At 59.0% G+C, this 25,639-nt stretch carries 30 protein-coding genes and 3 tRNA genes; 17 read left to right on the plus strand and 16 right to left on the minus strand.

Annotated elements, in window-relative coordinates; genetic code table 11:
• Nucleotides 1–36: 36 nt before the first annotated feature.
• Nucleotides 37–975 (minus strand): site-specific integrase, encoded by a 939-nt coding sequence (locus QR290_RS16175; protein WP_289203078.1) that lies wholly within the window; start codon nt 973–975, stop codon nt 37–39.
• 176 nt (nt 976–1,151) lie between these two features.
• Between QR290_RS16175 and QR290_RS16180 the strand changes: the two genes are divergently transcribed.
• Nucleotides 1,152–2,156: a DNA-binding protein gene (locus QR290_RS16180; RefSeq protein WP_289203079.1), complete on the plus strand. Its 1,005-nt coding sequence runs from the start codon at nt 1,152–1,154 to the stop codon at nt 2,154–2,156.
• Here the strand turns inward: QR290_RS16180 and gorA are convergent.
• From gorA to galU, 3 genes are all read right to left on the minus strand, one after another.
• The gene (gorA, locus tag QR290_RS16185) at nt 2,153–3,511 is read right to left on the minus strand and encodes a glutathione-disulfide reductase (protein ID WP_289203080.1); all 1,359 of its coding nucleotides are present in this window, start codon (nt 3,509–3,511) and stop codon (nt 2,153–2,155) included. The genes QR290_RS16180 and gorA overlap by 4 nt on opposite strands.
• Before the next feature lie 104 nt (nt 3,512–3,615).
• Nucleotides 3,616–5,076: an MFS transporter gene (locus tag QR290_RS16190; protein ID WP_205350822.1), complete on the minus strand. Its 1,461-nt coding sequence runs from the start codon at nt 5,074–5,076 to the stop codon at nt 3,616–3,618.
• Between the two features lie 343 nt (nt 5,077–5,419).
• The gene (galU, locus tag QR290_RS16195) at nt 5,420–6,259 is read right to left on the minus strand and encodes a UTP--glucose-1-phosphate uridylyltransferase GalU (protein ID WP_007958937.1); all 840 of its coding nucleotides are present in this window, start codon (nt 6,257–6,259) and stop codon (nt 5,420–5,422) included.
• 246 nt (nt 6,260–6,505) lie between these two features.
• Here galU and QR290_RS16200 point away from each other — a divergent pair, with 246 nt between their 5' ends.
• The gene (locus QR290_RS16200) at nt 6,506–6,694 is read left to right on the plus strand and encodes a hypothetical protein (protein ID WP_096821531.1); all 189 of its coding nucleotides are present in this window, start codon (nt 6,506–6,508) and stop codon (nt 6,692–6,694) included.
• Nucleotides 6,695–6,834: 140 nt separating this feature from the next.
• Nucleotides 6,835–7,131: a hypothetical protein gene (locus QR290_RS16205; protein ID WP_115078075.1), complete on the plus strand. Its 297-nt coding sequence runs from the start codon at nt 6,835–6,837 to the stop codon at nt 7,129–7,131.
• Nucleotides 7,132–7,133: 2 nt separating this feature from the next.
• On the opposite strand, the gene QR290_RS16210 is transcribed toward QR290_RS16205, so the two are convergent.
• Both QR290_RS16210 and QR290_RS16215 read right to left on the minus strand, forming a co-directional pair.
• Complete coding sequence (locus QR290_RS16210; protein ID WP_011334337.1) at nt 7,134–7,364, minus strand: hypothetical protein; 231 nt, start codon at nt 7,362–7,364, stop codon at nt 7,134–7,136.
• A gap of 72 nt (nt 7,365–7,436) precedes the next feature.
• Entirely contained in the window at nt 7,437–7,793 is a 357-nt protein-coding gene (locus QR290_RS16215) for a hypothetical protein (protein WP_289203081.1), read from the minus strand.
• Between the two features lie 211 nt (nt 7,794–8,004).
• On the opposite strand from QR290_RS16215, the gene QR290_RS16220 reads away from it, so the two are divergent.
• The 5 genes from QR290_RS16220 (at nt 8,005) to ada (ending at nt 11,141) form a co-directional block, all read left to right on the plus strand.
• Entirely contained in the window at nt 8,005–8,307 is a 303-nt protein-coding gene (locus QR290_RS16220) for a DUF1883 domain-containing protein (RefSeq protein ID WP_007958929.1), read from the plus strand.
• Between the two features lie 34 nt (nt 8,308–8,341).
• The gene (locus QR290_RS16225; protein ID WP_289203082.1) at nt 8,342–8,512 is read left to right on the plus strand and encodes a hypothetical protein; all 171 of its coding nucleotides are present in this window, start codon (nt 8,342–8,344) and stop codon (nt 8,510–8,512) included.
• A 91-nt stretch (nt 8,513–8,603) separates the two neighbouring features.
• Nucleotides 8,604–9,317 (plus strand): 2OG-Fe(II) oxygenase, encoded by a 714-nt coding sequence (locus QR290_RS16230; protein WP_289203083.1) that lies wholly within the window; start codon nt 8,604–8,606, stop codon nt 9,315–9,317.
• 5 nt (nt 9,318–9,322) lie between these two features.
• Nucleotides 9,323–9,985, plus strand: coding sequence for a DNA oxidative demethylase AlkB (gene alkB / locus QR290_RS16235; RefSeq protein WP_289203084.1), 663 nt, complete (start codon nt 9,323–9,325; stop codon nt 9,983–9,985).
• An 88-nt stretch (nt 9,986–10,073) separates the two neighbouring features.
• Nucleotides 10,074–11,141 carry a bifunctional DNA-binding transcriptional regulator/O6-methylguanine-DNA methyltransferase Ada gene (gene ada / locus QR290_RS16240; RefSeq protein WP_115078079.1) on the plus strand — a complete coding sequence of 356 codons (1,068 nt, stop codon included), beginning with the start codon at nt 10,074–10,076 and terminating at the stop codon, nt 11,139–11,141.
• On the opposite strand, the gene QR290_RS16245 is transcribed toward ada, so the two are convergent.
• Together QR290_RS16245 and acuI are read right to left on the minus strand one after the other, a co-directional pair.
• Nucleotides 11,138–11,596 (minus strand): GyrI-like domain-containing protein, encoded by a 459-nt coding sequence (locus tag QR290_RS16245; RefSeq protein WP_289203085.1) that lies wholly within the window; start codon nt 11,594–11,596, stop codon nt 11,138–11,140. The two genes, ada and QR290_RS16245, sit on opposite strands and share 4 nt — an antisense overlap.
• Nucleotides 11,597–11,657: 61 nt before the next feature.
• Complete coding sequence (acuI, locus tag QR290_RS16250) at nt 11,658–12,641, minus strand: acrylyl-CoA reductase (NADPH) (protein ID WP_289203086.1); 984 nt, start codon at nt 12,639–12,641, stop codon at nt 11,658–11,660.
• Between the two features lie 214 nt (nt 12,642–12,855).
• On the opposite strand from acuI, the gene QR290_RS16255 reads away from it, so the two are divergent.
• From QR290_RS16255 to QR290_RS16295, 9 genes are all read left to right on the plus strand, one after another.
• On the plus strand, nt 12,856–13,917 hold the full coding sequence (locus QR290_RS16255) for an NAD(P)H-dependent flavin oxidoreductase (RefSeq protein WP_115078082.1): 1,062 nt from the start codon (nt 12,856–12,858) through the stop codon (nt 13,915–13,917).
• A gap of 174 nt (nt 13,918–14,091) precedes the next feature.
• Complete coding sequence (modA, locus tag QR290_RS16260) at nt 14,092–14,847, plus strand: molybdate ABC transporter substrate-binding protein (RefSeq protein ID WP_102688025.1); 756 nt, start codon at nt 14,092–14,094, stop codon at nt 14,845–14,847.
• Nucleotides 14,848–15,528, plus strand: a complete 681-nt coding sequence (gene modB, locus QR290_RS16265) for a molybdate ABC transporter permease subunit (protein ID WP_289203087.1) — start codon at nt 14,848–14,850, stop codon at nt 15,526–15,528. It abuts the gene before it with no gap.
• Nucleotides 15,529–15,531: 3 nt separating this feature from the next.
• Nucleotides 15,532–16,611, plus strand: a complete 1,080-nt coding sequence (gene modC, locus QR290_RS16270) for a molybdenum ABC transporter ATP-binding protein (protein WP_115078084.1) — start codon at nt 15,532–15,534, stop codon at nt 16,609–16,611.
• A 73-nt stretch (nt 16,612–16,684) separates the two neighbouring features.
• Nucleotides 16,685–17,722 carry a DNA topoisomerase IB gene (locus tag QR290_RS16275; RefSeq protein ID WP_115078085.1) on the plus strand — a complete coding sequence of 346 codons (1,038 nt, stop codon included), beginning with the start codon at nt 16,685–16,687 and terminating at the stop codon, nt 17,720–17,722.
• 143 nt (nt 17,723–17,865) lie between these two features.
• Nucleotides 17,866–19,491: an ABC-F family ATP-binding cassette domain-containing protein gene (locus QR290_RS16280; protein ID WP_289203088.1), complete on the plus strand. Its 1,626-nt coding sequence runs from the start codon at nt 17,866–17,868 to the stop codon at nt 19,489–19,491.
• Between the two features lie 71 nt (nt 19,492–19,562).
• On the plus strand, nt 19,563–19,793 hold the full coding sequence (locus QR290_RS16285; protein WP_115078087.1) for a hypothetical protein: 231 nt from the start codon (nt 19,563–19,565) through the stop codon (nt 19,791–19,793).
• A 120-nt stretch (nt 19,794–19,913) separates the two neighbouring features.
• Complete coding sequence (locus QR290_RS16290; protein WP_007958902.1) at nt 19,914–20,144, plus strand: hypothetical protein; 231 nt, start codon at nt 19,914–19,916, stop codon at nt 20,142–20,144.
• A gap of 84 nt (nt 20,145–20,228) precedes the next feature.
• Complete coding sequence (locus QR290_RS16295) at nt 20,229–20,513, plus strand: hypothetical protein (RefSeq protein ID WP_289203089.1); 285 nt, start codon at nt 20,229–20,231, stop codon at nt 20,511–20,513.
• Between the two features lie 78 nt (nt 20,514–20,591).
• Here the strand turns inward: QR290_RS16295 and QR290_RS16300 are convergent, their stop codons facing one another.
• From QR290_RS16300 to QR290_RS16335, 8 genes are all read right to left on the minus strand, one after another.
• Nucleotides 20,592–20,885 carry a hypothetical protein gene (locus QR290_RS16300; protein ID WP_289205305.1) on the minus strand — a complete coding sequence of 98 codons (294 nt, stop codon included), beginning with the start codon at nt 20,883–20,885 and terminating at the stop codon, nt 20,592–20,594.
• A gap of 191 nt (nt 20,886–21,076) precedes the next feature.
• Nucleotides 21,077–21,163: transfer RNA gene (locus QR290_RS16305), tRNA-Leu, on the minus strand.
• Nucleotides 21,164–21,358: 195 nt separating this feature from the next.
• Nucleotides 21,359–21,432 (minus strand) — tRNA-Cys (locus QR290_RS16310).
• Between the two features lie 47 nt (nt 21,433–21,479).
• A tRNA-Gly gene (locus QR290_RS16315) sits at nt 21,480–21,555 on the minus strand.
• 60 nt (nt 21,556–21,615) lie between these two features.
• Nucleotides 21,616–22,176 (minus strand): CDP-diacylglycerol--glycerol-3-phosphate 3-phosphatidyltransferase, encoded by a 561-nt coding sequence (pgsA, locus tag QR290_RS16320; RefSeq protein WP_085603312.1) that lies wholly within the window; start codon nt 22,174–22,176, stop codon nt 21,616–21,618.
• A 32-nt stretch (nt 22,177–22,208) separates the two neighbouring features.
• Nucleotides 22,209–24,032, minus strand: a complete 1,824-nt coding sequence (gene uvrC / locus QR290_RS16325; RefSeq protein WP_179694759.1) for an excinuclease ABC subunit UvrC — start codon at nt 24,030–24,032, stop codon at nt 22,209–22,211.
• Between the two features lie 2 nt (nt 24,033–24,034).
• Nucleotides 24,035–24,676, minus strand: a complete 642-nt coding sequence (gacA, locus tag QR290_RS16330; RefSeq protein ID WP_032829778.1) for a response regulator transcription factor GacA — start codon at nt 24,674–24,676, stop codon at nt 24,035–24,037.
• A gap of 127 nt (nt 24,677–24,803) precedes the next feature.
• Entirely contained in the window at nt 24,804–25,247 is a 444-nt protein-coding gene (locus QR290_RS16335; protein ID WP_115079955.1) for a GNAT family N-acetyltransferase, read from the minus strand.
• Between the last annotated feature and the right edge of the window lie 392 nt (nt 25,248–25,639).

The following is a 25,639-nucleotide window of genomic DNA, read 5'->3' on the forward strand; positions in this document are numbered from 1 at the left end:
CTATTAGCTGAGGGTATTAATAGAAGAAAACGATATCTACGGCGACAGCGGCTTATCCGTAATCCGGGCCATCCCGTGAAAAGGGCTCACTTCAACATAGCGCATGGCGGACTTCATATCCTTCCAGCCCACGTAACTCATCAACGATTTGAGATCCCAGCCACTTTGGTGGGCCCAAGTTGCGAAGCCGCGACGCAGGGAGTGACTGGTGTAGCGCTCAGCTGAAATCCCCGCGCGCTCCAGGGCCTGACGCAGCAAAGGAATCACGCTGTTGGCGTGCAAGCCCTCCTCGCTCAGATTGCCCCAGCGGTCGACGGCACGAAACACCGGGCCTCGCACCAGTGCCGCCTCGGTGATCCATTCGATATAAGCCTGCACCGGGCACAGCTTCAGCAGCGCCGGGGCCTGATAGGTCTGCCCGAGATTGTCCCGATCGCCCTTGCTGCGCGGCAGGTACAAAGTGATGCCGCTGCCGGCGTGCGCCTGCACATGCTCGATCTGCACCCGACACAGTTCATCGCTGCGAAAGCCGCGCCAGAAGCCCAGCAGGATCAATGCCCGATCACGGCAGGCTCGTAGCAGCAGTGGTCGATCCTGTTTCTCCCGGGCGTCTTTCATTTCCTGCTCAAGCCAGGCGACGGTCTGCTCAAGATCGCGCAGCTGCAATGGCTCCGCCTGCTTTTCCTGCGCGGGATGCAGGGCGCGAATGCCCTTGAACACTTTGCGCACCACCGGCGACTTGGTGGGATCGGCGAAGCCCTGACTGTTGTGCCACTGCGCCAGCGCCGACAGACGCAACTTCAGCGTGTTGACCGACAACACGCCCGCATGCGCCACCAGATACCGCGCGACGCTGTCAGCTGTCGCGGGCAGGAACCCACCCCATACCGTTTCGAAATGCTCGACGGCCGCACGATAACTGCGGCGGGTGTTGTCACGGGTGGCGGCTTGCAGATAGCGATCGATATCGCTCATGGGCTGATTTTCTCGTGGCGTACTGAGGTTTTTGCGGAAACCGATTTTAAGGGTTTCACATGGGGTAATACCAGTATATCCCGCCCGTTTATCGGTGCTTATTTCACTTTAATTTCAACATGGTACACTGCGTACTTTGGTGGCATGTACCACAGTATGAAATGGTAGGAGCAGATATGGCCCGTGGCGGCGTTAACAAAGCAGTAGTCCAGATCGCGCGCGCAGCGATCCTCGCCCGTGGCGAACACCCGAGCATCGACGCAGTACGCATCGAACTGGGCAATACGGGTTCCAAAACCACGATTCATCGTTACCTGAAGGAGCTGGATGACGGCAGCGAACCGGCCGATCCTTCGGCAGAACCCATCGATGATGAGCTGCTGGCACTCGTCACGCGCCTCGCTCAGCGCCTGAAAGAACAGGCGCAGGAGCCGATTGATCAGGCGCGCGAGCAGTACGAGCAACAGCGTCAGGCGCTGGAGGATGAGCTGAATCAGCTTCGTCAGGATCATGTGCAACTGGAGAAGAAGCACGACATTCAGGCTGCCGCGCTGACCAAGGAATCCGAAGCCCTGAGCGATACCCGCTCGATGCTGCAGACCGAACAGACCCGCAACGCCGGGCTGAATCAGGCGCTGGCAGATTTTGAATTGCGCCTGCAGGACAAGGACGAGCAGATCCGCTCGCTGGAAGAAAAACATCTGCACGCCCGCGATGCACTTGAGCACTACCGCAACGCCATCAAGGAACAGCGGGAGCAGGAGCAAAGCCGTCACGAAACTCAGGTTCAGCAGTTGCAGATGGAATTGCGCCAAGCACAGCAAAGCGTCCTCGTACGTCAGGACGAGATCACCCAGTTGCATCGCGACAACGAACGCCTGCTGACCGAGAATCGCGGAACCATGCGCGAACTGAGCCTGATACAGGATCAGCTCAAGCACAGCAATCAGCGTCAGGATCAATTGCTGGAGCAGGCCAGCCGGGTCGACAGCGAGCGCACCCTCCTCCAGGAACGTCTGCGCGTGGCGCTGCTGGAAAGTCAGACGCTCAAGCAGAACGTCGACGAGCAGTCGCAGCTCAATCAGTCATTGGAGAAGGAATTGACCAAGGCGCAAGACAGCCTGCGCCTGGCCACCACCGTTGCGGCAGCGCCAGACGCAGCAGAACCGAAAAAGACTTAAGCGCCGACCGGCGTACGCATGGTGACAAATTCTTCGGCCGCCGTCGGGTGTACCCCGATGGTGTCGTCGAAGTCACGCTTGGTGGCGCCAGCCTTCAGTGCGATTGCCAGCCCCTGCACAATCTCGCCGGCATCCGGGCCGACCATGTGGCAGCCCAACACTTTGTCAGACTTGCCATCGACCACCAGCTTCATCAGCGTGCGCTCCTGGCAGTCAGTCAGGGTCAGCTTCATCGGCCGGAAGCGGCTTTCGTAGATCACGACGTCGTGACCCGCTTCCCGCGCCTCTTCTTCGGTCAGGCCGACGGTGCCGATGTTCGGCAGACTGAACACTGCCGTCGGGATCATCTTGTAATCCACCGGACGGTATTGCTCAGGTTTGAACAGACGTCGCGCCACCGCCATGCCTTCAGCCAGTGCCACCGGCGTCAACTGCACACGCCCGATGACATCGCCCAGCGCCAGAATTGAAGGCTCGGTGGTCTGATATTGCTCATCGACCTTGATAAAGCCTTTGTCGTCGAGCTGCACATTGGTGTTTTCCAGCCCCAGGTTGTCCAGCATCGGACGTCGGCCGGTGGCGTAGAACACACAGTCCGCTTCCAGCACGCGACCATCCTTGAGCGTCGCTTTCAGGCTGCCATCCGGTTGCTTGTCGATTCGGGCAATGTCGGCATTGAATTGCAGATCCATACCGCGCTTGGTCAGCTCTTCCTTCAAGTGGTTACGCACCGAGCCGTCGAAACCGCGCAGGAACAGATCACCGCGATACAGCAACGTCGTGTTGGCGCCCAGCCCATGGAAAATCCCGGCAAATTCGACGGCGATGTAACCGCCGCCAACGACCAGCACTCGTTTGGGCAACTCTTTGAGGAAGAACGCCTGGTTCGAGCTGATCGCATGCTCATGCCCCGGAATCTCGGGAATCTGCGGCCAGCCACCGGTGGCGATCAGAATATTCTTCGCGGTGTAGCGCTCGCCGTTCACCTCGACTTCGTGCGGACCAACGATTTTTGCGTGCGCTTCATGCAGGGTCACGCCGCTGTTGACCAGCAGATTGCGATAAATGCCGTTCAGGCGATTGATCTCGCGATCCTTGTTGGCAATCAGCGTGGCCCAATCGAAATCCGCCTCACCCAGATTCCAGCCGAAACCGGAGGACTGTTCGAAGTCTTCGGCAAAGTGGGCGCCGTACACCAACAGTTTTTTTGGTACGCAACCGACGTTGACGCAAGTACCACCCAGATAACGGCTCTCGGCCACCGCCACTTTCGCACCGAACCCGGCAGCAAAACGCGCAGCCCGCACACCGCCGGAACCGGCGCCAATCACATAAAGGTCAAAATCGTAGGCCATTTCTATCTCCTCGGCAGGCGATCAGCATACCCGCAGACGCTTATTGAGCAAGTCTCTACTGCACGGGGATGGGCAATACCGGGAGGTTCTACGGTTAGCATTGATTAATGACATTCTGCCGGCTGAACCTTTGGCAAGCGCAACGTACGCCTAGCGATCAGGATTGCTATCAGCGCCAGGCCGAAAGCGAGCCACGATGCCAATGCAATTCCGCCTTCAAATGCACTTCCCGCCTGCTGCATCAACTGTTGCGCTTGATCCCCCGCCAACCCCGTCGCCACATGATGAGCGCCAGCCAGCGTTTCACTTGCCAGCATCGTCTGAACATCGCTCAAAAACGCTGGAAGCTGCAGGTCTGCTCGGTAGTGAGCCGTCACCAGGCCGCCAAGCAGAGTCGTACCCAGCACCACGCCCACTTCATAGGCTGTTTCACTGATGGCGGATGCCGCCCCTGCCTTCGCTGGGGGCGCTGCCGACAAAATCACATCATTGGAAACCGTAGCGATCGCCCCCACTCCGATGTTGAGCAACGCGAACGCCACTACCAATACCGCAAGACTGCTGCCCATGCTGGCCACCAGCAAAAAGGCCGCACCGGTGAAAGCCACCAGAATCGGTATCAGTACATGCACCGGCATACGCTGCGCGACTGGGACGACTGCCATTCCCACCATAATCGCCATGATTTGCCCCGGCACCAATGCAAGGCTCGCACTCAAGGGCGCCATTTGCAGAACAATCTGCAAAAACTGAGTTGTGAAGAAAACGAAGCCGACAAGAAACGCAAGACTCATCAAATTGATAAGGACTGACCCGCTGAAGGCGCCATTGCTGAACAGGGTCATGTCCATCAGGGGTACAGGAAGACGCAACTGGCGACGTACGAATATCCAGCCTGCCAGTGCACCTACCAGAAAGGTGCCAAACACAACCCCGTCAATGCCCTCACTGGCGCCATGCTTGATGCTGTAAACGATACAACCCAGTGCGACCATCGACTGAAGGATGCTGATCGGGTCCAGCGGACCCGACGCATCACGATCTGATTCAGGGAGCAACAGCGGCCCCAGTACTAACAATGGAATCAGGACGGGAACCGCCAACAGAAAAATCGCGCCCCAATCAAAGAACTGCAACAACACCCCTCCCACCAAAGGCCCTAGTGCCGAACCGACAGTCAGCGTCGTTGCCCAGATCGCTACTGCCACTCTGCGCTCTTCTCGATCCTCAAACACCGAACGGATCAATGCCAGCGTGGAGGGCATCAACATCGCACCGAAAATCCCCATGCAAGCCCGCCCGATAATCAGCTGCATCGATGTTTCGGAATATGCGGTCAGCACCGAGACCACCACAAACCCGAACGAGCCGATAAGCAGCAACTTACGGTGCCCCACCCGATCACCCAGGCTACCCATCGAAACCAGCAGTCCTGCGAGAACCAACGAATAGGCATCGATCATCCACAACTGTTGGCTGGCAGTTGGACGCAAGGCTTCGGCGATTTTGGGTAACGCGAAACCCAATACGGTGTTATCAACGGTCACCAGCAGCACTGGCAACATGAGCACCGCCAGCCCTGGCCAGCGCCTGGCACTTGATCTTCGTGCTGTAGCCATATTCTTTAACGCCAAAAGCAACACTCCTTATTGCTGGAGAATAAATTTCACAACCGTCCTTCGACGATCACGAAACGCGTTCCTCCGCACCCCCCCTGGCGAAGACGAGTCAGTTCATCAGCGTATATGCCGGCTGACAATCGAACATTTGTTTCACATTGCATCGCGAACCGAATCGAGATGCGCTATTTCTCCCCAGAAACGCAAACGCCCCGAACATGTCGGGGCGTTTGTTTTTAGCGTCACACGATTCAGACCGTGTGACGTACCTTCAGACAGTCAGGCTTTATCAGTAAGCCTTGCCAGTCTTGTAGAAGTTCTCGAAGCAGAAGTTGGTTGCCTCGATGTAGCCTTCAGCACCACCGCAGTCGAAACGCTTGCCCTTGAACTTGTAGGCCATCACGCAGCCGTTCTGGGCTTGTTTCATCAGGGCGTCGGTGATCTGGATTTCACCGCCTTTGCCTGGCTCGGTTTGTTCGATCAGGTCGAAGATGTCCGGGGTCAGGATGTAACGGCCGATGATCGCCAGGTTCGACGGCGCATCTTCCGGCTTTGGCTTCTCGACCATGCTGTGTACGCGGTAGATGTCGTCGCGGATCATTTCGCCAGCGATCACGCCGTACTTGCTGGTTTCCTGCGGATCGACTTCCTGAATGGCAATGATCGAGCAGCGGAACTGCTTGTACAGCTTGACCATCTGGGTCAGTACGCCGTCGCCTTCGAGGTTGACGCACAGGTCATCCGCCAGTACCACGGCGAACGGCTCGTCACCGATCAACGGGCGACCGGTCAGGATCGCGTGACCCAGGCCTTTCATTTCGGTCTGACGAGTGTAGGAGAACGAGCACTCGTCCAGCAGCTTACGGATACCGACCAGGTATTTTTCCTTGTCGGTGCCTTTGATCTGGTTTTCCAGCTCATAGCTGATGTCGAAGTGGTCTTCCAGGGCGCGCTTGCCACGACCGGTCACGATGGAGATTTCGTTCAGGCCAGCATCCAGAGCTTCTTCGACGCCGTACTGGATCAGTGGCTTGTTTACCACCGGCAGCATTTCTTTGGGCATGGCCTTAGTCGCTGGGAGGAAGCGAGTACCGTAACCGGCTGCTGGGAACAAGCATTTCTTGATCATATAAGTCCTTGAAAGGGCTGTGTGTACGAGTTTCGGCGCAGTCTAATCAGGCGGCGTGCACCTTACAATGCCCCGCACTGGCTAACCGATGTCAACATAGAGAAATATTCTGGCGGATAGTTCAATCCGCGCACAGAGGCTGCGCAATCAGCGTAGCCCAAAGATCTCGGAACACCTCATCGACCTGCGCCAGTCACCGATTTACCGTTATCATGGCGCCTTTGAACCAGCCAACGAGGCAGTTAGATGTCCGCAGCAAAAATCATCAATGGGTACACCGTCGCCAAGGCGAAAGATGGCCAGTGGCATATCACCGCCGCCAACGGCGAAGATGTGTCCGGTCCGTTGCCCACTGAAGCGATGGCGATTGAAGTGGCCGCGGTGCTTGATTACACGCCTCCTGCACCGAAGCGTCGCGGCAAGGATCAAGACTGATAGACAAATACGAATCCCGGCCCTGCCTTCGCGCAGGGCTTTTTTTGGACTGCGCACAAAGACGTGGCCAATCGCTATAACCTTTTCCTGCCGGCGCTGTCATAGCGTCTAGCCCCCTCCTCCTCGAAGACGACATTGCCATGATCAACCGCCCCTTCATCAGCTTCCTGCCCCTGATTGCGCTTGCGGCCCTGGCCGGCTGCGCCACCTCGCAGACCACCTACCTGAACAACGGCGAACAAGGGTTGAGCATCGACTGCTCCGGCGAAGCCAACTCCTGGGCCAGCTGTTATGAAAAGGCTGACGCGTCCTGTGCCGGAACCGGTTATCGCATCGTCGGGACCGACGGCACACCGGCGCCCAAGGAAGACGACAAGACGCTGGGCGTCGATGTCGGCAACTACAAAAACCGCAGCGTGGTAGTGGTCTGCAAATAGCCTTACATGTGAATTTCGGCGAACTTGATCCCCAGCCCGCGCACGACTTCGATCAGGTCGTCGAGCCGGTTGAAGGACTCAACTTCGTCGTTATCGTCAACCAGGAAATAACTGCGACCGGCGCTTTTCTTGAAAAACACGATCCACTCCCCCGGATTCGCCGGGTTCTGGATCACATGGGTAGCCGCAATGAGCCCTTCCTTGTGTCGCTCCCGCACCTGCTCTCTCTTCATTCACCTCTCCAGAAATGACAATGCCGCCACAGCAACGCTGTGACGGCATCAATGCTGACGGCTGACAGTCTATCAGCCGGAAATACAGGCCGTGGCGGCGTTGCGCACATCCCATGGACGCAGCGGCACATTGGACATCCGCTCGTGCAGCTTGATGCTGCTGCCACCGGAGCGATCCTCGATGTCAAACACCGCGGCCGGACCCGATCCCAGCTTGCCCGGAACGATGACCCGAACTTCGTCCTTGCCCCGCTCCACCTGCAGGGCACCCCGGCTACTGGACAGCTTTTCGGCCAGGCACTCAGCATATTCATGGGGTTTCTTGCCGGAAATGACGTTCATGGTCGGCAGCGTTTCATTGATTTCCGAAACGCTTGCGCAACCACCCATTGCCAATGCCAATGGCAGAATCACCACACCCCACTTCATACAAAACCTCCGATAAAGACCCTCCGACAGCACGAATGCCGTTTTTCTCCGAGGCCTGCTGCATTTAACCCACATGGAATCGTGAATATCTGTTTTTAATTGTCAAAGCGGTGCCCGACGGCCGGATAATAACCTGTCCGGGCTGATAAACTGCGCCAATCGACAATGCTATCGTTTTGATTTTGTAGAAAAAGCCCTTCTGGAGGCGCCCATGAAATTCATTCACCAGCGCGAGCACCTCAACGAAGACGACATCGTCGTCATTCAATGCTCGCAAACCTGCAACATCCGCTTGATGAACGACGCCAACTTCCGCAGCTTCAAAAACGGCGGCCGTCACACCTATCACGGCGGTGCTTTCGACACGTTCCCGGCCCGTATCACCGCGCCGAGCACCGGTTTCTGGAACATCACCATCGACACCGTCAACCGTCGGGCTATCAGCGTGACCCGCAAGCCGACGCTGACGCACTCGATCAAGATCATTCGCCGCTCCAGCTCCAAACTCAGCTGAGCGGTTCCGCCAACGCAGACAGGTAAGCATCAACGTGGCCCAAACGACCAAATACGTGATCAAGTACAAACTCAACGGTGAACGCCGCTTCGAGTTCGCCCAGCTGGAAAACGGCACGCCGGAGGAAGCCAAGGCCGCACTGGATGCCCTGCAAGGCCAGAGCGACGATGTGATCAGCGACATCAGCGTCAGCAAGGCCCTGTAAGACCCGGGTGACAATTCGACCGCAAGCGGCGGAGTGTTGTGGCCGGGTGAACAACCCAGACTGAGACCTGAATGCAAGCCAAGGAATCAGCATGTCACCCTCACCCGCCTCCCCGCTCGATGCGCTCGACTGGATCGCTCTGGAACAACAACTGGATCAGGACGGTTGTGCCGTCATCCGCACGCTGCTGCGCCCGGACACCTGTGATCGATTGAGTGCGCTTTACCCACAAAGTGAACCGTTCCGATCCCAGGTCATCATGGCCCGCCATGGTTTCGGGCGCGGGGAATACAAATACCTGCGCTATCCGCTTCCGCCCGTGGTGGAACGCCTGCGCAGCGCGCTCTATCCACGACTTGTACCTTTGGCCAACCGCTGGCATGAACGAATGGGTCTGCCGGAACGCTTTCCAGAGCAACACCGCGAATTTCTCGAGCGCTGCCACGCCGCCGGTCAACTGCGACCTACCCCGCTCTTGCTGCAATACGGCCCGCAGGACTACAACTGTCTGCATCAGGACCTGTACGGCGAGCATGTGTTTCCGCTGCAAGTGGCGATTCTTCTGTCAGCACCCGGCGTAGACTTCACCGGCGGTGAGTTCGTCATGACCGAACAACGTCCAAGAATGCAGTCCCGTCCGCTGGTGATGGACCTGAGAAAAGGCGATGCGCTGATCTTTGCCGTCAACCACCGCCCGGTCAAAGGCGTGCGCGGCGACTATCGGGTGACCATGCGCCACGGCGTCAGCCGACTGCACAGCGGAAAACGGCATACTCTGGGCATCATCTTCCACGACGCGACCTGACGATCATGCAAACCACCTTCGATCTGTTCGCCGACACAGAATCCGAGCAGCCCCCGCGCGCCGAACAGATCGGCGAGCAATCCTGGGTGCTGCGCGGCTTTGCCCTGCCGCAAATCGATCAGTTGTTACCAGCCCTGGAGTCGATCATCGCCCGCGCACCGTTGCGCCACATGATGACGCCCGGGGGCTTCAGCATGTCGGTGGCCACCAGCAGTTGCGGCGCACTGGGCTGGATCACCGATCGAAGCGGCTACCGCTACTCATCCGAAGATCCCGTGAGCCATCAACCCTGGCCAGCTATGCCCGAGGTGTTTCGCGAGCTGGCCCAGACCGCAGCGAAACGCGCCGGATTTGCCGACTTCGTTCCGGATTCCTGCCTGATCAATCGTTATGTCCCAGGCGCAAAGATGTCGTTGCATCAGGACAAAGACGAAAATGCCTACGAAGCCCCGATCGTTTCGCTGTCATTGGGCTTGCCGGCAACGTTCCTGTTCGGCGGTTTCGCGCGCGGCGACAGGAGCCAGAAAGTCCCGTTGCTGCACGGCGACATGGCGATCTGGGGCGGTGTCGACCGGCTGCGCTATCACGGGATCCTGCCGATCAAGCCCGGCCGGCACCCGCGTCTGGGCGAACAGCGTTTCAACCTGACGTTTCGCACCGCTGGATAATCCTGCAAGGTTTGACCGCAAGGGTCGGAGTGTTCCGGCCGGTGGCACTGGTTAACCTGAAATTCAACAGGTCAACGGACTCTCCATCATGAAAACGCTTTCCACCTCACTGAACACTGAAGACGATCCACGCTGGGCCGCTGTCGTTGCACGCGACGCTCGGGCAGACGGCCAGTTTGTCTATGCCGTGAAAACCACCGGCATCTATTGCCGCCCCAGCAGTCTGGCGCGCTTGCCGAAACCGCAGAACGTCGAGTTTTTCGACACCGCCGAGGACGCCGAGGCCGCGGGCTATCGACCCAGCAAACGGGCAAGCAAGGATCAGACTGAAGTCGCAGCTCAGCATGCCGCCACCGTCGCGGCAGCGTGTCGCCAGATCGAAGCGTCGGACAGCCTGCCGGCGCTAAACGATCTTGCCGAAACCGCCGGCCTGAGCGCCTTCCATTTTCATCGCGTCTTCAAAGCAGCGACGGGCCTGACGCCCAAAGGCTATGCAGCCGCGCATCGCTCGCGCCGGGTTCGTCAGCGTCTGGCAGACGGCGGTTCGGTGACCGAGGCGTTGTATGACGCCGGCTTCAATTCCAACAGTCGTTTCTACGAGGCAGCCGATCAGGTGCTGGGCATGAAACCCGGCGACTTCCGGGCCGCCGGCCAGAACAACGACATCCGCTTCGCCGTCGGCCAGTGCTCGCTCGGCGCCATTCTGGTGGCACAGAGCAAGCGCGGGATATGCGCGATTCTGCTGGGGGACGATCCGCACCAACTGGTGTGCGACCTGCAGGACCAGTTTCGCCGGGCCAACCTGATCGGCGCCGATGCCGAGTTCGAACAATTGATCGCGCGCGTCGTCGGCTTCATCGAAGCGCCTGCCATCGGACTGGATTTGCCGCTGGATGTGCGCGGCACAGCATTTCAGGAACGAGTGTGGCAGGCGCTGCGGGAAATACCGGTCGGCAGCACCGCCAGCTACGCGGACATCGCCTTGCGTATCGGCTCGCCAAAAGCCGTGCGCGCAGTCGCCCAGGCTTGCGGTGCCAACAGCCTCGCGGTGGCCATTCCGTGCCACCGCGTGGTGCGCAGCGACGGCAACCTCAGCGGCTATCGCTGGGGCGTGGAGCGCAAGCGTGAGTTGTTGCTGCGCGAAACGCCGGCTTAACGCAGGCCGATGTAAATCGCCACCGATTCGGGGCCGGTATAGGCCTCGAAGTCGGTGGCGAATCGACGCTCGATCTGCGGATTGGCTTCAAAGTGCTCCCAGATCCGGCCCCAAGTCTCGATGACGGCGCCAGGCAACGTTCCGCGCCCTTCGAACACCAGGTAATTGCCGCTTTCGATCCGGATCGTCTCGAAGTCTGCTGACGGTTCGGTCACCGCCACCCCGGCGATGACATCGAATGCCCCGGAGGCATCCGACTCGTAAGCCGAATACACGCCATACACTGACGACTCGGTCAGTTTGCCGGGAATCACCTCGGCCAGCCCTTCGGCAAAAAACTGTCCCCACATCGGACCGATTTTCGCAGTTTCAGGGCTGTGCTCGGCTACGTTGGTGGTGCGTACGCGCAGGCCGGAAACCGTGAATGAATCGACGTATTGCTGTTGGAAGTCCATCGAAAACGCCACTCCATTAGCTCGAAGTGCGGCCCGGGCGGGCCGCGGTGGCGCTAATGTGTCAGCGATTGACGTCGACCACAACCCGCCCGCGCAACTGACCGGCGAGCAACTTTGGGGCCGCCTCGAGGGCTTCGCCGAGACCGATTTCGTGGCTGATCAGTGGCAACAGCGCAAAGTCCAGATCCTTCGCCAGACGATCCCAGGCCTCGATGCGGCGAGCCTTGGGCTGGGTCACGCTGTTGATCCCGGCCAGCGTCACGCCACGCAAAATGAACGGCGCCACGGACGCCGGGAAATCCATGCCCTGAGCCAGACCGCACGCAGCCACCGTGCCTTCGGCCCGGGTGCTGGCGCAGGCATTGGCAAGTGTGTGGCTGCCGACCGAATCGATGACGCCCGCCCAGCGCTCCTTGGCCAGCGGCTTGCCGGGTTCGGACAGGGTGGCGCGATCAATGATTTCGCTGGCACCCAGTTGTTTCAGGTATTCATGTTCCGACACCCGACCGGTCGAAGCGACCACGCGGTAGCCCAGCTTGCTCAGCAACGCGATGGCAAAACTGCCGACGCCGCCGTTGGCACCGGTCACCAGCACTTCGCCCTGTTGCGGGGTCACGCCGTTGCGCTCCAGCGCCATGACGCACAGCATGGCCGTATAACCGGCCGTGCCGATGGCCATGGCTTGCGCGGCGGTGAATGCTTTGGGCAGCGGAATCAGCCAGTCACCGTTCAATCGCGCCTTTTGCGCCAAGCCGCCCCAGTGGCTTTCACCGACGCCCCAGCCGTTAAGCAACACCTGATCGCCAACCTTGTAGTCCGGGTGCGAACTGACTTCGACGGTACCCGCCAGATCGATCCCCGGCACCATCGGAAACCTGCGTACTACCGGGCTGCTGCCGGTGATCGCCAGGCCGTCCTTGAAGTTCAGCGTGCTGTACGCGACGCGAACCGTCACATCGCCCTCCGGCAGTTGCTCGTCGTTGATCTCGTGCAGGTTGGCGCGATAACCGCTGTCGTCTTTGTCGATCAAAATACCTTTGAACATGACTGCCTCTCACGGGTGGAATTCAGGATGTCGAGGGATTGGAATAGCACACTGCAACATTTTGCCCCACTCGACCTTTAGCCAATCAGGCCCGAACGCCGAGCCAGCGCCGGCTGTTAAAGCTACAAATCTGTGCTGGTCACGGGGGTGGCTTTGCGTTAAAAAACCGACTGCTACCGTCCCTGCCCTGTTTTGTCGTCGGAGAAGCTATTCCATGAGCCAATGGCCTGATACTCGCATTCTTGACCTGTTCGGTATCGAACTGCCGATCATCCAGGGCCCCATGGCCGGTGCCACCAACTCTTCCATGGTTATCGCAGCGTGCAATGCCGGTGGCCTCGGTTCGATGCCGGCCGCGATGCTGACCATCGAGCAACTGCGCGAAGAACTGAAGACCATTCGCCAGGGCACGAGCAAGCCGTTCAACGTCAACTTCTTCTGCCATCAACCTCCGGCCGCCGATGAGCAAAAGGCCCGTGAATGGAAAAATCTGCTGGAGCCCTACTATCGCGAACTGGGTGTCGATTTCGATGCGCCGACGCCGGTGTCCAACCGCGCGCCCTTCGATGCGGCCGCCTGCGAAGTACTGGAAGAGTTTTGCCCTGAAGTGGTGAGCTTCCATTTTGGCCTGCCGGAAAAATCCTTGCTGGATCGGGTCAAGGCCACCGGTGCGAAAATCATCTCGTCGGCAACCACGGTCGACGAGGCGATCTGGCTTGAGCAAAACGGCTGTGACGCGATCATCGCCATGGGCTACGAGGCCGGCGGTCATCGCGGGATGTTCCTCAGCGCGGACCTGAGCAGTCAGGTCGGTACGTTTGCCCTCGTACCACAAGTGGTCGATGCGGTGAGCGTGCCAGTGATTGCTGCAGGTGCAATTGCCGATGCACGCGGCGTGGCAGCAGCGTTCATGCTCGGCGCTTCGGCGGTTCAAGTCGGCACGGCGTATCTGTTTACCCCGGAGGCGAAAGTCAGTGCGTCGCACCACAAGGCCTTGCGCACCGCCAAGGAAAGCGAGACGGCAGTCACCAATCTGTTTACCGGGCGCCCGGCGCGGGGGATTCTCAATCGGGTGATGCGCGAGCTGGGCCCGATGTCAGACAAGGCCCCTGCCTTTCCGCTGGCCGGTGGTGCCTTGATGCCGTTGCGCGCAAAGGGTGAAGCCGAATTCAGCAACTTGTGGGCCGGTCAAGCCTTCACGCTCGGCAAAGACCTCGGTACCGCCGAGCTGACACGGCAACTGGCTGAAGGCGCACTGGCAAAACTGACACGATGATGAACCCGAATGGGTGAGGAGCGTGGCACCCTCACCCGGTTTAAAAGCAGTGCTTCCCGTTTGGCGGCATTTCGCTATATATTTCGCTATATAGCGTTTCACCCCCTCGCATCGGCGCAGTCTAACCTTCCAACAACAACTGCCCACTGCACTTGCCACCCACGGAGCCGTTACATGATCAATCGTGCCTCACGTTTTGCCCCAGCCCTGCTCGCGGTATTCGCCATCGGCGCCGCACAGGCCGACGAAGTGCAAGTCGCGGTCGCGGCCAACTTCACCGCGCCGATCCAGGCGATTGCGGCTGATTTCGAAAAAGACACCGGGCACAAACTGGTTGCCGCCTATGGCGCCACCGGCCAGTTCTACACCCAGATCAAAAACGGCGCACCGTTCGAAGTGTTCCTCTCGGCCGATGACACCACCCCGGAAAAACTCGAGAAAGAAGGCGACACCGTCAAGGGTTCGCGCTTCACCTACGCCATCGGCACCCTGGCGCTGTGGTCGGCCAAGGAAGGTTACGTCGATGCCAAAGGCGACGTTCTGAAGAAAAACGAGTACCAGCACCTGTCCATCGCCAACCCGAAAGCCGCCCCCTATGGTCTGGCCGCCACTCAGGTGCTGGAAAAACTGAAACTGACTGAGGCCACCAAAGCCAAGATCGTCGAAGGCCAGAACATCACCCAGGCTTACCAGTTCGTGTCCACCGGCAACGCCGAGCTGGGTTTCGTCGCACTGTCGCAGATCTACAAGGACGGCAAGGTCAGCAGCGGCTCGGCGTGGATCGTTCCGGCGAGCATGCACGACCCGATCAAGCAAGACGCGGTGATCCTGAACAAAGGCAAAGACAATGCCGCCGCCAAGGCGCTGGTTGATTACCTCAAAGGCCCGAAAGCCGCTGCGGTCATCAAGTCCTACGGTTACCAGCTGTAAATGTCGCTGACGAGTGCCGATTTCGCGGCGATCTGGCTGACCCTGAAACTGGCATCCCTGACCACCGCGATCCTGCTGGTCGTCGGCACTCCGATTGCCCTGTGGTTGTCGCGCAGCCGTTCCTGGCTGCGCGGCCCCATCGGCGCGATCGTCGCGTTGCCGCTGGTGCTGCCACCGACGGTCATCGGTTTCTATCTGCTGCTGGCCCTCGGCCCCAATGGTTTCATTGGCCATTTCACCCAATGGCTGGGGCTTGGCACCTTGACCTTCAGCTTCACGGGACTGGTGATCGGCTCGGTGCTCTATTCCATGCCGTTCGTGGTGCAGCCGTTGCAAAACGCCTTCTCCGCGATCGGCACTCGCCCACTGGAAGTGGCCGCGACCTTGCGCGCCAATCCTTGGGACACTTTTTTCAGCGTGATTCTGCCCTTGGCACTTCCCGGCTTCATCACTGCAGCAATTCTCGGCTTCGCCCACACCGTCGGCGAATTCGGCGTTGTGCTGATGATCGGCGGGAATATTCCCGACAAGACCCGGGTGGTTTCCGTACAAATCTACGACCACGTCGAAGCCATGGAATACGCGCAGGCGCACTGGCTGGCCGGGGCGATGCTGGTGTTTTCGTTTCTGGTGTTGCTGGCGCTGTATTCCAGCCGCAAGACCCGCGCGGGCTGGAGCTGATCGATGATTGATGCACGTCTGAAACTGGCCTGGTCGGGCTTCAGCCTCGATGTTGACCTGCAGATGCCCGGTCGCGGCGTGACGGCGCTGTTCGGTCAGTCCGGCTCGGGCAAGACCACGTGCCTGCGCTGTATCGCCGGGCTCGAACGCGCGCCGCAGGCGTTTATCCGCATCAATGACGAGGTCTGGCAGGACAGCGAAAAAGGCATTTTCGTGCCGCCGCACAAGCGCGCGCTCGGCTATGTGTTTCAGGAAGCCAGCCTGTTTCCGCACCTGTCGGTGCTGGCCAATCTGCAATTCGGCCTCAAGCGCATTGCCAAGACGCAGCGCCGGGTCGACATGACCCAAGCCACCGAACTGCTGGGGATCGGTCACTTGCTGGATCGCCACCCGCAACACTTGTCCGGCGGTGAGCGTCAGCGTGTCGGCATCGCTCGCGCGCTGTTGACCAGCCCCAAATTGCTGCTGATGGATGAGCCTCTGGCGGCCCTCGACAGTCAGCGCAAAAGCGAAATCCTGCCCTACCTGCAACGCCTGCACGACGAACTGGAAATTCCGGTGCTGTATGTCAGCCACGCGCAGGACGAAGTGGCCAGGCTCGCCGACCACCTGGTGCTGCTCAGCGACGGCAAAGCGCTGGCCAGCGGCCCGATTGGCGAAACCCTGGCACGACTCGACCTGCCCCTGGCCATGGACAACGACGCCGGCGTGATCATCGAAGGCCAGGTCAGCGGCTACGATGCCGACTATCAATTGCTAACCCTGCAACTGCCGGACTCGCCACTGAACATTCGCGTGACCCACGCGCCGATGACGACGGGCCAGAGACTGCGCTGCAAGGTTCACGCGCGCGACATCAGCCTGACCCTGCAAAACAGCGAGTTCAGCAGCATCCTCAATCGCCTGCCGGTCACGGTCGTCAGCGAACAGCCGGCCGACAACGCCGCGCACGTGCTCATCCGCCTCGATACCGGCGGAACGCCGCTGCTGGCGCGCATCACTCGCTATTCACGGGATCAGCTTGGCCTGCATCCGGGCCAGTCATTGTGGGCCCAGATCAAAGCCGTCGCAGTCCTGGCATAAATCCGCGGGCACGACCGTCATGACGCGCGGTCAATGGCTTTAACAGCCTGATTTGCCGCGAAGGAAGTCCGCCATGCCCGATACCGCGCTCACCGAAGTGTTGCCTTCGGATCTGCATTACGTCGATGACACGCAGCCCGGTATCACCCGCAAAAAACTGCGCGGAAAATTCGCCTACTTCGACCCCGCAGGCCAGCGCATCACCGATCCTGACGAGATCAAACGCATTAACGCGCTGGCCGTTCCACCGGCCTACATCGACGTGTGGATCTGCGCCGACCCGCGCGGCCATCTGCAAGCCACCGGCCGCGATGCCCGTGGACGCAAGCAATATCGCTATCACCCACGCTGGCGCGAAGTGCGCGACGCGGACAAATATTCACGTCTGCGCGAATTCGGTCTGGCGCTGCCCAAGCTGCGCAAACAGCTGGAGACGCTGCTGGCATCGCCAGGCTTCAGCCGCGACAAAGTCATGGCCACAGTCATCACGCTGCTCGACGCCACGCTGATCCGCGTCGGCAACACGCAATACGCGCGGGACAATCGCTCCTACGGCCTGACAACCCTGCGCAGCCGGCATGTCGAGGTCAACGGCAGTGCGATCCTGTTTCAGTTTCGCGGCAAGAGCGGCATCGAACATCAGATCACGGTGAAGGACCGGCGTCTGGCGCGGATCATCAAGCGCTGTCTGGAAATTCCGGGTCAGAATCTGTTTCAGTATCTGGATGAAAACGGCGAGCGGCACACCGTCAGCTCCTCTGACGTCAACACCTACCTGCAAACCCTGACCGGAGCGGATTTTACCGCCAAGGATTACCGGACCTGGGCCGGTAGCGCCCTGGCTTTGGCGGTTCTGCGCGAGCTGCAATGGGAGTCCGAGACCGAGGCCAAGCGGCATGTGGTCGAGATGGTGAAGGGCGTCGCGCGGCAACTGGGCAACACGCCGGCGGTCTGTCGCAAGTGCTACATCCACCCAGCGGTGGTCGAGCATTTCATGCTCGGCGCCTTGGCCGAGCTGCCGAAACCGCGCATCCGCAAAGGCCTGCGCAAGGAAGAAGTCGCGTTGGCGCTGTTTCTTGAGCGGATGGTCGAGCAGGCAGACGCGCCTTGAAGCATTCGACCGTCTCGTCTAGGCTACGCCCTCCTACCTCCCCGGGACGACCGCAGAAGTGAACAACTAAGCCTTCAAAAATGTAATCGCGACACGCCGCTCATGGCGCGTGTCAGTGTTCACGACATTTTCTGGAGGTGCCGATGACTCACGTCTCGCGTACGCCTGCTCTCGCCTCCCTGAATCAACTGGGTTTTCAGTTCGCCAATGGCGAGACGATTTTCACTGCACTCAATCTGAAATTCGACCACACCCCGACCGCCATTGTCGGGCGCAACGGCGTTGGCAAAAGCGTTCTGGCGCGCCTGATCGCCGGGCATTGGCAACCCACCAGCGGCAGCGTGACGCGGGCCGTGGCGACAGCCTATGTGGCGCAAACCTTTGTCGCTGCACCCGGCGAGACGGTCGCCGAGTCCACCGGCAGCGCCGTGATTCTTCAGGCGCTGGAGCGAATGAATCAGGGCTGCGGATCGGTCGAGGATTTCGACCTCATTGGCGATCAATGGGATCTGGCGGACCGTCTGCGCCGCCTGCTTGATGACGCCGGCCTGACCGAAGTTGCATTCACCGATCGCACCGGGAACCTCAGTGGCGGCCAGCAAGCGCGCATCGCCCTGATTTACGCGTTTTTGAGTCAGGCTCCGCTGCTGATCCTCGATGAGCCGACCAACCACCTGGATGCATCGGGACGGCAATGGCTGATGAACTCGCTGGAACGCTGGCACACCGGTTTGATCGTCGTCAGCCATGATCGGCAATTGCTCGACCGGATGCAGCGGATCGTCGAGTTAAGTGCCTCGGGGGCTATCGAATTCAGGGGCAATTACTCGGCATTTCGCGAGCATCAGCGAATCCATCAAGCGGCGGCTCAGGCCCGTCTCGACCACGCCAGAAGCGAACGCCAGCGCGAGCGGATTCGGCTGCGACGCGAACACGACACGATACAGCGCCACGCCGCCAACTCGCGGCGCAACGCCGAAACCGCCAACATTGCCAGTTTCGAATACGTGGCGATCAAGGGCGCCGCCCGGGAAATCATGGGGCATGTCCGTCAGGGCCATCAGGCCCGAAAATCCGAACTGGATGCCCAGGTGCGCGAGGCTTACGCCAAGGTGCAGCCCGAGGACAGCGTGCTGATCAACCTGCCCGGGAGCGGGGTGCCGAACAACCGTCAGATCTGCACGCTGATTGACGCGCGGCTGCCCTGGCTGCCGAACGAGGCACTGAATCTTTCGATCAACGGCCCGATGCGCATCGCTGTCAGCGGGCCAAACGGCTGTGGCAAATCAACTCTGTTGAAAGTGCTCGCCGGGGAACTGACGCCCGTTGATGGTACTGCCACGACTCACGTGTCCTTCGCGTTCCTGGATCAGCAACTGGCGCAACTGGACGATCAGCGCTCCATAACCGAACAACTGATGAAACAAGGGACTGCGCTGGCCGAGAGCCCCCTGCGCAGCTATCTCGCCCACCTGCAGCTGGATGCGAGCCGCGCCACGGGCCTCTGTGCAGCATTGAGCGGTGGTGAGCGTCTGAAAGCGGCGTTGGCGCTGGCATTGTGGCGAGCGGATCCTGCGCAGCTGTTGCTGCTGGATGAACCGACCAATCATCTGGATCTGCCTTCAGTGGAAGCGTTCGAACGAGCGTTGCAGACATTTCCGGGCGCCATTGTCGCCGTTTCCCACGATCAAGACTTCCTTGAGGCGCTGAATCCGACTCATCACCTGCGCTGGCACCGATCAGGCTGGCAACTGCACCCGACGAACTGACTTGTCTATTTTTTGCACGATTGGTCAGGGCTTCTATAGTTGATCTGGTACGAATCAGCCGCGGTGACGCCATGGAAGACATATTCGTCGTGAAGCGCTGCAACAAGATCGTCATCCACGGCCGGCGTGCCGGAGAAACACTCCATGAGCCCGCCGAAGCCTTGGGCTGGTATCGCATCTGCGACACGCGAACCGGCGGTTTCATCGGCGATGGCTATGATCGGGAAGAGGACGCCCGCAAGGAATGTCATCGGCTCAACGCCGCCAGCTCGCGAGTGTCCGCCCCCGAGTCGTCGGGCTGATAGCTGTCATTTACGGGTCTATACTCAAACCAGCTGAAGGAGCAGCGCCCCAACGGCAGAAAGCTCGCCCTTCGCGGGCTTTTTGCTGCCACCGAGCGGATTAATGAACGGAGGTGTTCCATGTCCGAAAGAGAGTCCATCACCACTCTCCTCACCTTGCTCGATGCCCGCGAAGCACGTCTGGCCGCGGCCTGCAAAGAGATCGCCGACTGGGTCGACCATCAAGGTGGGCACCCCACCGCCCTGCGCATCCGCGACCGGCTCAACGATATCGAAAAGGATACCCCGCTGATTCGCAGCACCCTGTCATCGCTCAAACCGATCGATCGGCCGCTGCCACGCTTCAGGTAGGTCATCGATTCACGGTGAACGAAAAAAAGAACGCCCTTGGTCGTGAGAGGTCAATACCTTTACACGTCACCAAGGAGACGTCTTATGGTCATTCATTTCAAAGTCGACGGGCACCTGGCCTGCGGGCACAAGGGCAACAACCTCTCATCCAGCAGCGAACACAATCGAGTGAAGTGCCGCAGCTGCCGCAATACCGACGCATACAAGGATGCGCGCAAAGATCAGCGCAATGCGGCGCGACGCGCGGCTCGCCATTCAAAGGATGCGCACACGGCGTCCGACTGGCGTTCCGAGTGGATCGAGCGGCTGACCGCAATGGCCGGACTTCAGCGTTTGCCTAGGGGGTTTACCGGGCAAGCCTTTGTCTGAACAAAAAAAGGGCCGATTGAATCGGCCCTTTTTGCTGTTCGCTGAATGCCCTTGAGCCCCGACATGGAATAACCCGGCTTATTTGTTTTCCTTCACTTGGCAAACCCCATTGGCTTTGTTCTTGCCCGTGTACGAAACATCAGGCGAACCATCAGGCATGATCGTCAGCGAGATGGTCACCCCGCTGCCTTTGGCTTCGAAGGCGTTATCGTTGAATTTCTTCAGTTTCCCTTCTTTACCGTTGATATAGATCGGGCCGCCCTTGTCCGCGTGGACCTCGATGTTTCCAGGGCATGTTGCGTTCAACAGCGGGATGCCGGCTTGAGCGGCGGCAGAAGACATCAGCAAAACGCCCAGTAGCAATCGTTTCATCATCATTGCCCTGTTTTGGGTTGAGCGAAGAAGAAACACTAGCTCACTTCGCTCGCCAAGACCTGACAACACGTCTGAAATCGAAAGGAAAACAAGTGATGCCCGCGAAGTAATTGGCGGAAAGGAATTTTCCATTGCGAAAAAAACAAAAAGGCCTGCATGAGGTATCTCATGCAGGCCTTTGATATTCATGGTGCCCGAAGCCGGAATCGAACCGGCACGCCCTTACGAGCGGGGGATTTTAAGTCCCATGCGTCTACCAGTTTCGCCATTCGGGCGGTAGCGCGGTGCTGCTTGGATCTGCTGACCATTCGCAGTCCTGACAGGAACTGCACGTCGGCGGCAGAGGGGGAAATATATACATCACTTCCCGGTGAAGCAAGTTTGCAGTTGCCGTTTAAAAGACTAAATCTTTCAGTGCAACGCAAATAAAAAAGCTCCGTAAATCATGGATCTACGGAGCTTGTTTATAGTGGAGGCCGAGGTCGGAATCGAACCGGCGTAGGCGGATTTGCAATCCGCTGCATAACCATTTTGCTACTCGGCCTCAAAACATTTGCTGTCAGTAGCGCAACAACAAACGTTGTACAAACTTGGAGCGGGAAACGAGACTCGAACTCGCGACCCCGACCTTGGCAAGGTCGTGCTCTACCAACTGAGCTATTCCCGCTTGGTGTGGCGCATTCTATAGAAATCAGAAGCGCCGTCAACCCTTTGATTCAAAAAAGTTTTATTTCTTTTCAACATCGGTCTTCAGATGCGGCCAGGCAGCGCGAAGGTATTGAACCATCGACCACAGGGTCAGGCCTGCCGACACCATCAGCAACGCGTAACCGATGAAAACCCAGAAGCTGAAAACCTTGGGGTTGGCGAGGAGGATCACCAGTGCAAGCATTTGTGCAGCAGTTTTCCACTTGCCCAGATTCGACACGGCCACATGGGCCCGGGCACCGAGTTCGGCCATCCACTCACGCAGCGCCGAGACAACGATCTCGCGACCGATGATGACAGCAGCCGGAAGAGTGAGCCAAAGGTTGCCATGTTCTTGCACCAGCAACACCAGAGCAACAGCAACCATCAGTTTGTCGGCGACAGGATCCAGAAACGCACCAAACGGCGTGCTTTGCTCCAGGCGTCGCGCGAGATAGCCGTCCAGCCAGTCCGTTGCCGCCGCGAAGGCGAATACCGAACTTGAGGCCAGATAGCTCCATTGGTAAGGCAGATAGAACAACAGAATGAAGATCGGGATGAGCAGGACGCGGAGAACGGTAATCAGATTAGGGATATTCATCGGCACAACTGGCTACGAGGTGAATGGGCATTCTACTCACTATGCAGGTTTGCATAAATCGACTCTGCTAGCTTTTTGCTGATCCCCGGTGCTTTGGCGATCTCTTCGATGCTTGCACGAGACAGCTCCTGCAATCCACCAAAATGTTTCAACAAGTCCCGACGCCGGGTCGGCCCGACGCCCGCAACGCCTTCCAGCGTCGACGTGCGGCGGGTCTTGCCGCGCCGTGCACGGTGGCCGGTGATCGCAAAGCGGTGGGCTTCGTCACGAATCTGCTGGATCAGATGCAGCGCTGGCGAATCACCCCGCAAGGTGAACTCGTTTGCAGCATCATTCAGATACAAAGTCTCGAATCCCGCCTTGCGTGTGGCACCTTTTGCGACCCCCAGCAAGATCAGATCCGGAACAGCCAGTTCGTTGAGCACATCACGCGCCATCGACAGTTGCCCCTTGCCGCCGTCCACCAGCAGGATGTCCGGCAACTTGCCCTCGCCCTCCTTCAGTTTGCTGAAGCGTCGGGTCAGGGCCTGGTGCATGGCGGCGTAATCGTCGCCGGCGGTCACGCCTTCGATGTTGTAACGACGGTAATCCGATTTGATCGCCCCTTCCGGGCCGAACACCACGCAGGAGGCCACCGTGGCTTCACCGCTGGAGTGGCTGATGTCATAGCACTCCAGCCGTTGTGGCGGTTCATCCAGGTTCAACACTTCTGCCAGTGCTTCGAAACGTGCGGCAACATGTTGACGATTGGCCAACCTTGCACCCAGTGCCTGTTCGGCATTGGTCACCGCCAGTTGCTGCCAGCGCGCCCGTGTACCGCGTACCCGATGGCTGATGGTCAGCTCACGTCCGCGCAGCGCCTGAATGGCCTCGATCAGCGCAGGGAAGTCTTCGTGCACGACGTTGACGATCAGTTCGCTTGGCAAATCGCGTTCAGGACTACTGATGAAGTATTGCCCGAGGAAAGCGGCCATGACCTCGGCCACTTCCTCTTCAATTCCGACTTGGGGGAAGAAGTTCTTGCTGCCAAGCACCCGCCCTCCCCGCACGCTGATCAGGTGGACACAGGCCCCGCCCGGATTGACGAACGCGGCGATCACATCGATGTCGCCGGTACCGCCTTCCATGCTCTGTTGATCCTGTACCCGACGCAGCAACGCGATCTGGTCGCGCAGTTCGGCGGCGCGTTCGAACTCGAGGTTGATCGCAGCCTCTTCCATCGCCGTCGACAGCTCATTGGTCAACGCATGGCTGCGTCCTTCGAGGAACATCACCGAGTGACGTACATCCTCGGCGTAAACCTCAGGTTCAACCAACCCGACACAGGGCGCCTTGCAACGCTTGATCTGGTATTGCAGGCACGGCCGGGTTCGGTTCTTGTAGTAACTGTCCTCGCACTGACGCACGAAAAAGGTCTTCTGCAACAGGCTAAGGCTCTCGCGAATCGCCCCGGCGCTCGGATAAGGACCGAAATATTTGCCCTTGGCCTTCTTGGCCCCACGATGAATGCTCAGGCGCGGGAATTGCCCGTCAGACAAAAAGACGTAGGGATAGGATTTGTCGTCGCGCAACAGAATGTTGTACGGCGGCCGCCACTCCTTGATCAGAGTCTGCTCAAGCAGCAACGCCTCTGTTTCATTGGATGTGATGGTGGTTTCGACCTGGGCGATACGCCCTACCAGTGCAGCGGTCTTCGGCGCCAGGCCTGTCTTGCGAAAGTAGCTGGCCAGACGCTTCTTGAGGTTCTTCGCCTTGCCGACGTACAGCAGACGCGCTTCGCTGTCGAACATGCGATACACGCCGGGGCGCCCGCTGACGGTCGAAAGAAAGGCGCCCGAATCGAATGCTTCAGTCATGGTCAGAGGCTGGCATCAACCATGCCGTGACGTACCGCAAGAAGCGTCAGTTCGACATCGCTGCTGATCGAAAGCTTCTCGAAAATGCGGTAGCGGTAGGTGTTCACGGTTTTCGGCGACAAACATAATTTGTCGGAAATGATCTGAACCTTCTGACAGCCGACAATCATCAACGCAATCTGGATTTCCCGCTCCGACAACGCATCGAACGGTGAATCGTTGGTCGGCTGAAAGGATTTGATTGCCAGTTGCTGGGCAATTTGCGGGCTGATGTAGCGCTGGCCGGCAAACACCAGGCGAATGGCCTGAACCATTTCGGGCAACCCGGCGCCCTTGGTCAGATACCCCGCCGCACCGGCCTGCAACAACCGTGTAGGAAACGGATCTTCCTCACACACGGTGACCGCGACCACTTTGATGTCGGGATGACTTCGCAACAGTTTGCGCGTGGCTTCCAGGCCGCCGATGCCAGGCATCTTGACGTCCATCAGCACCACGTCAGGCTTCAACTCACGAGCCTTGATGAGGGATTCTTCCCCGGACTCGGCCTGGCCTACCACCTGCAAGCCATCGATATCGGCCAGCATCCGTGTAATGCCTGTACGAACGAGATCATGGTCGTCGACCACTAGCACCCTAATCAAGCAGACACCTCGCGATATGGTCTTATTGGGATGCCGGACACCTTAGCAAAAAGTGCCGGGCAGACCTAGCGGCAAGCGACATATAAAAAGCTTCAACTCTTCATCGAGGGCTTGCCAGCCGTGGGTTTCAGAGCACAGGTGTACTGAAATCGAGCTGCATTCGCAGGAAACACTCGTCCTCGCCCTGCACAAACATTCCTTTTCTTCGATACAGGTTTTGCGCCGGATTGTTTTTGAATACCGTCAGGCGCAACGCCGGGCGGCGCTCCAGTCGAGCCATCGCAGCAACCTGATCGATCGCCCAGGATCCCGCGCCCTGGCCTTGAGCGCTTTCGACGATCTGCAATTCGCGGATATACACGGCCCGAGCATCACGACTCAGGCTGAAATACCCCACCAGTTCGCCTTCACGCAGGATCAACCAGTTATCACGCCCGGCCCAGGCAACATCGAACGCTTCGTCCTGCCACAGCAAGTCATAGTGAATGTAGTAGGGGAGCATGTTTCGGCAAGTCAACTCTCGTACAAACGACAGGTCGGCGGACGTTGCCTGGCGCAACTCAAAACTCATTCCTGCCTCGATCTTCTTCAAATTCATGCCCCTTCCTTGAGCACACGTTCAGAAAGCAGAGTGTGTCACACCTTGGCGGGCGCTCAACCCATAGAGTCCCTCTTGTGCCTGCGATAGCATTTTCTGATTGCTGACGCGCAGCAGCCTCTAGTAAGCTCGGCGCATTCTTTGGAGACAGATCATGCTCAACACCCTCTCACAGCTTCGTACCGTCAGCGCCTTGCGCTCGGTTGCGGCTGCCCGGGTGAACGGCGCCTGCGCTCCTGCAAGCTTTTATTTTGGGTATTGGTTTAGCCACTGGCGCGCCTGATACCCACACGGCGCCCATTTGAACGGGTCGCCTACCAGAGATTTCTCAACCCCCGGTCGGCCTCCCGACCGGGGGTTTTGTT

Origin of the sequence: Pseudomonas fluorescens (assembly GCF_030344995.1) — a bacterium.
GTDB lineage: Bacteria > Pseudomonadota > Gammaproteobacteria > Pseudomonadales > Pseudomonadaceae > Aquipseudomonas > Aquipseudomonas fluorescens_BF.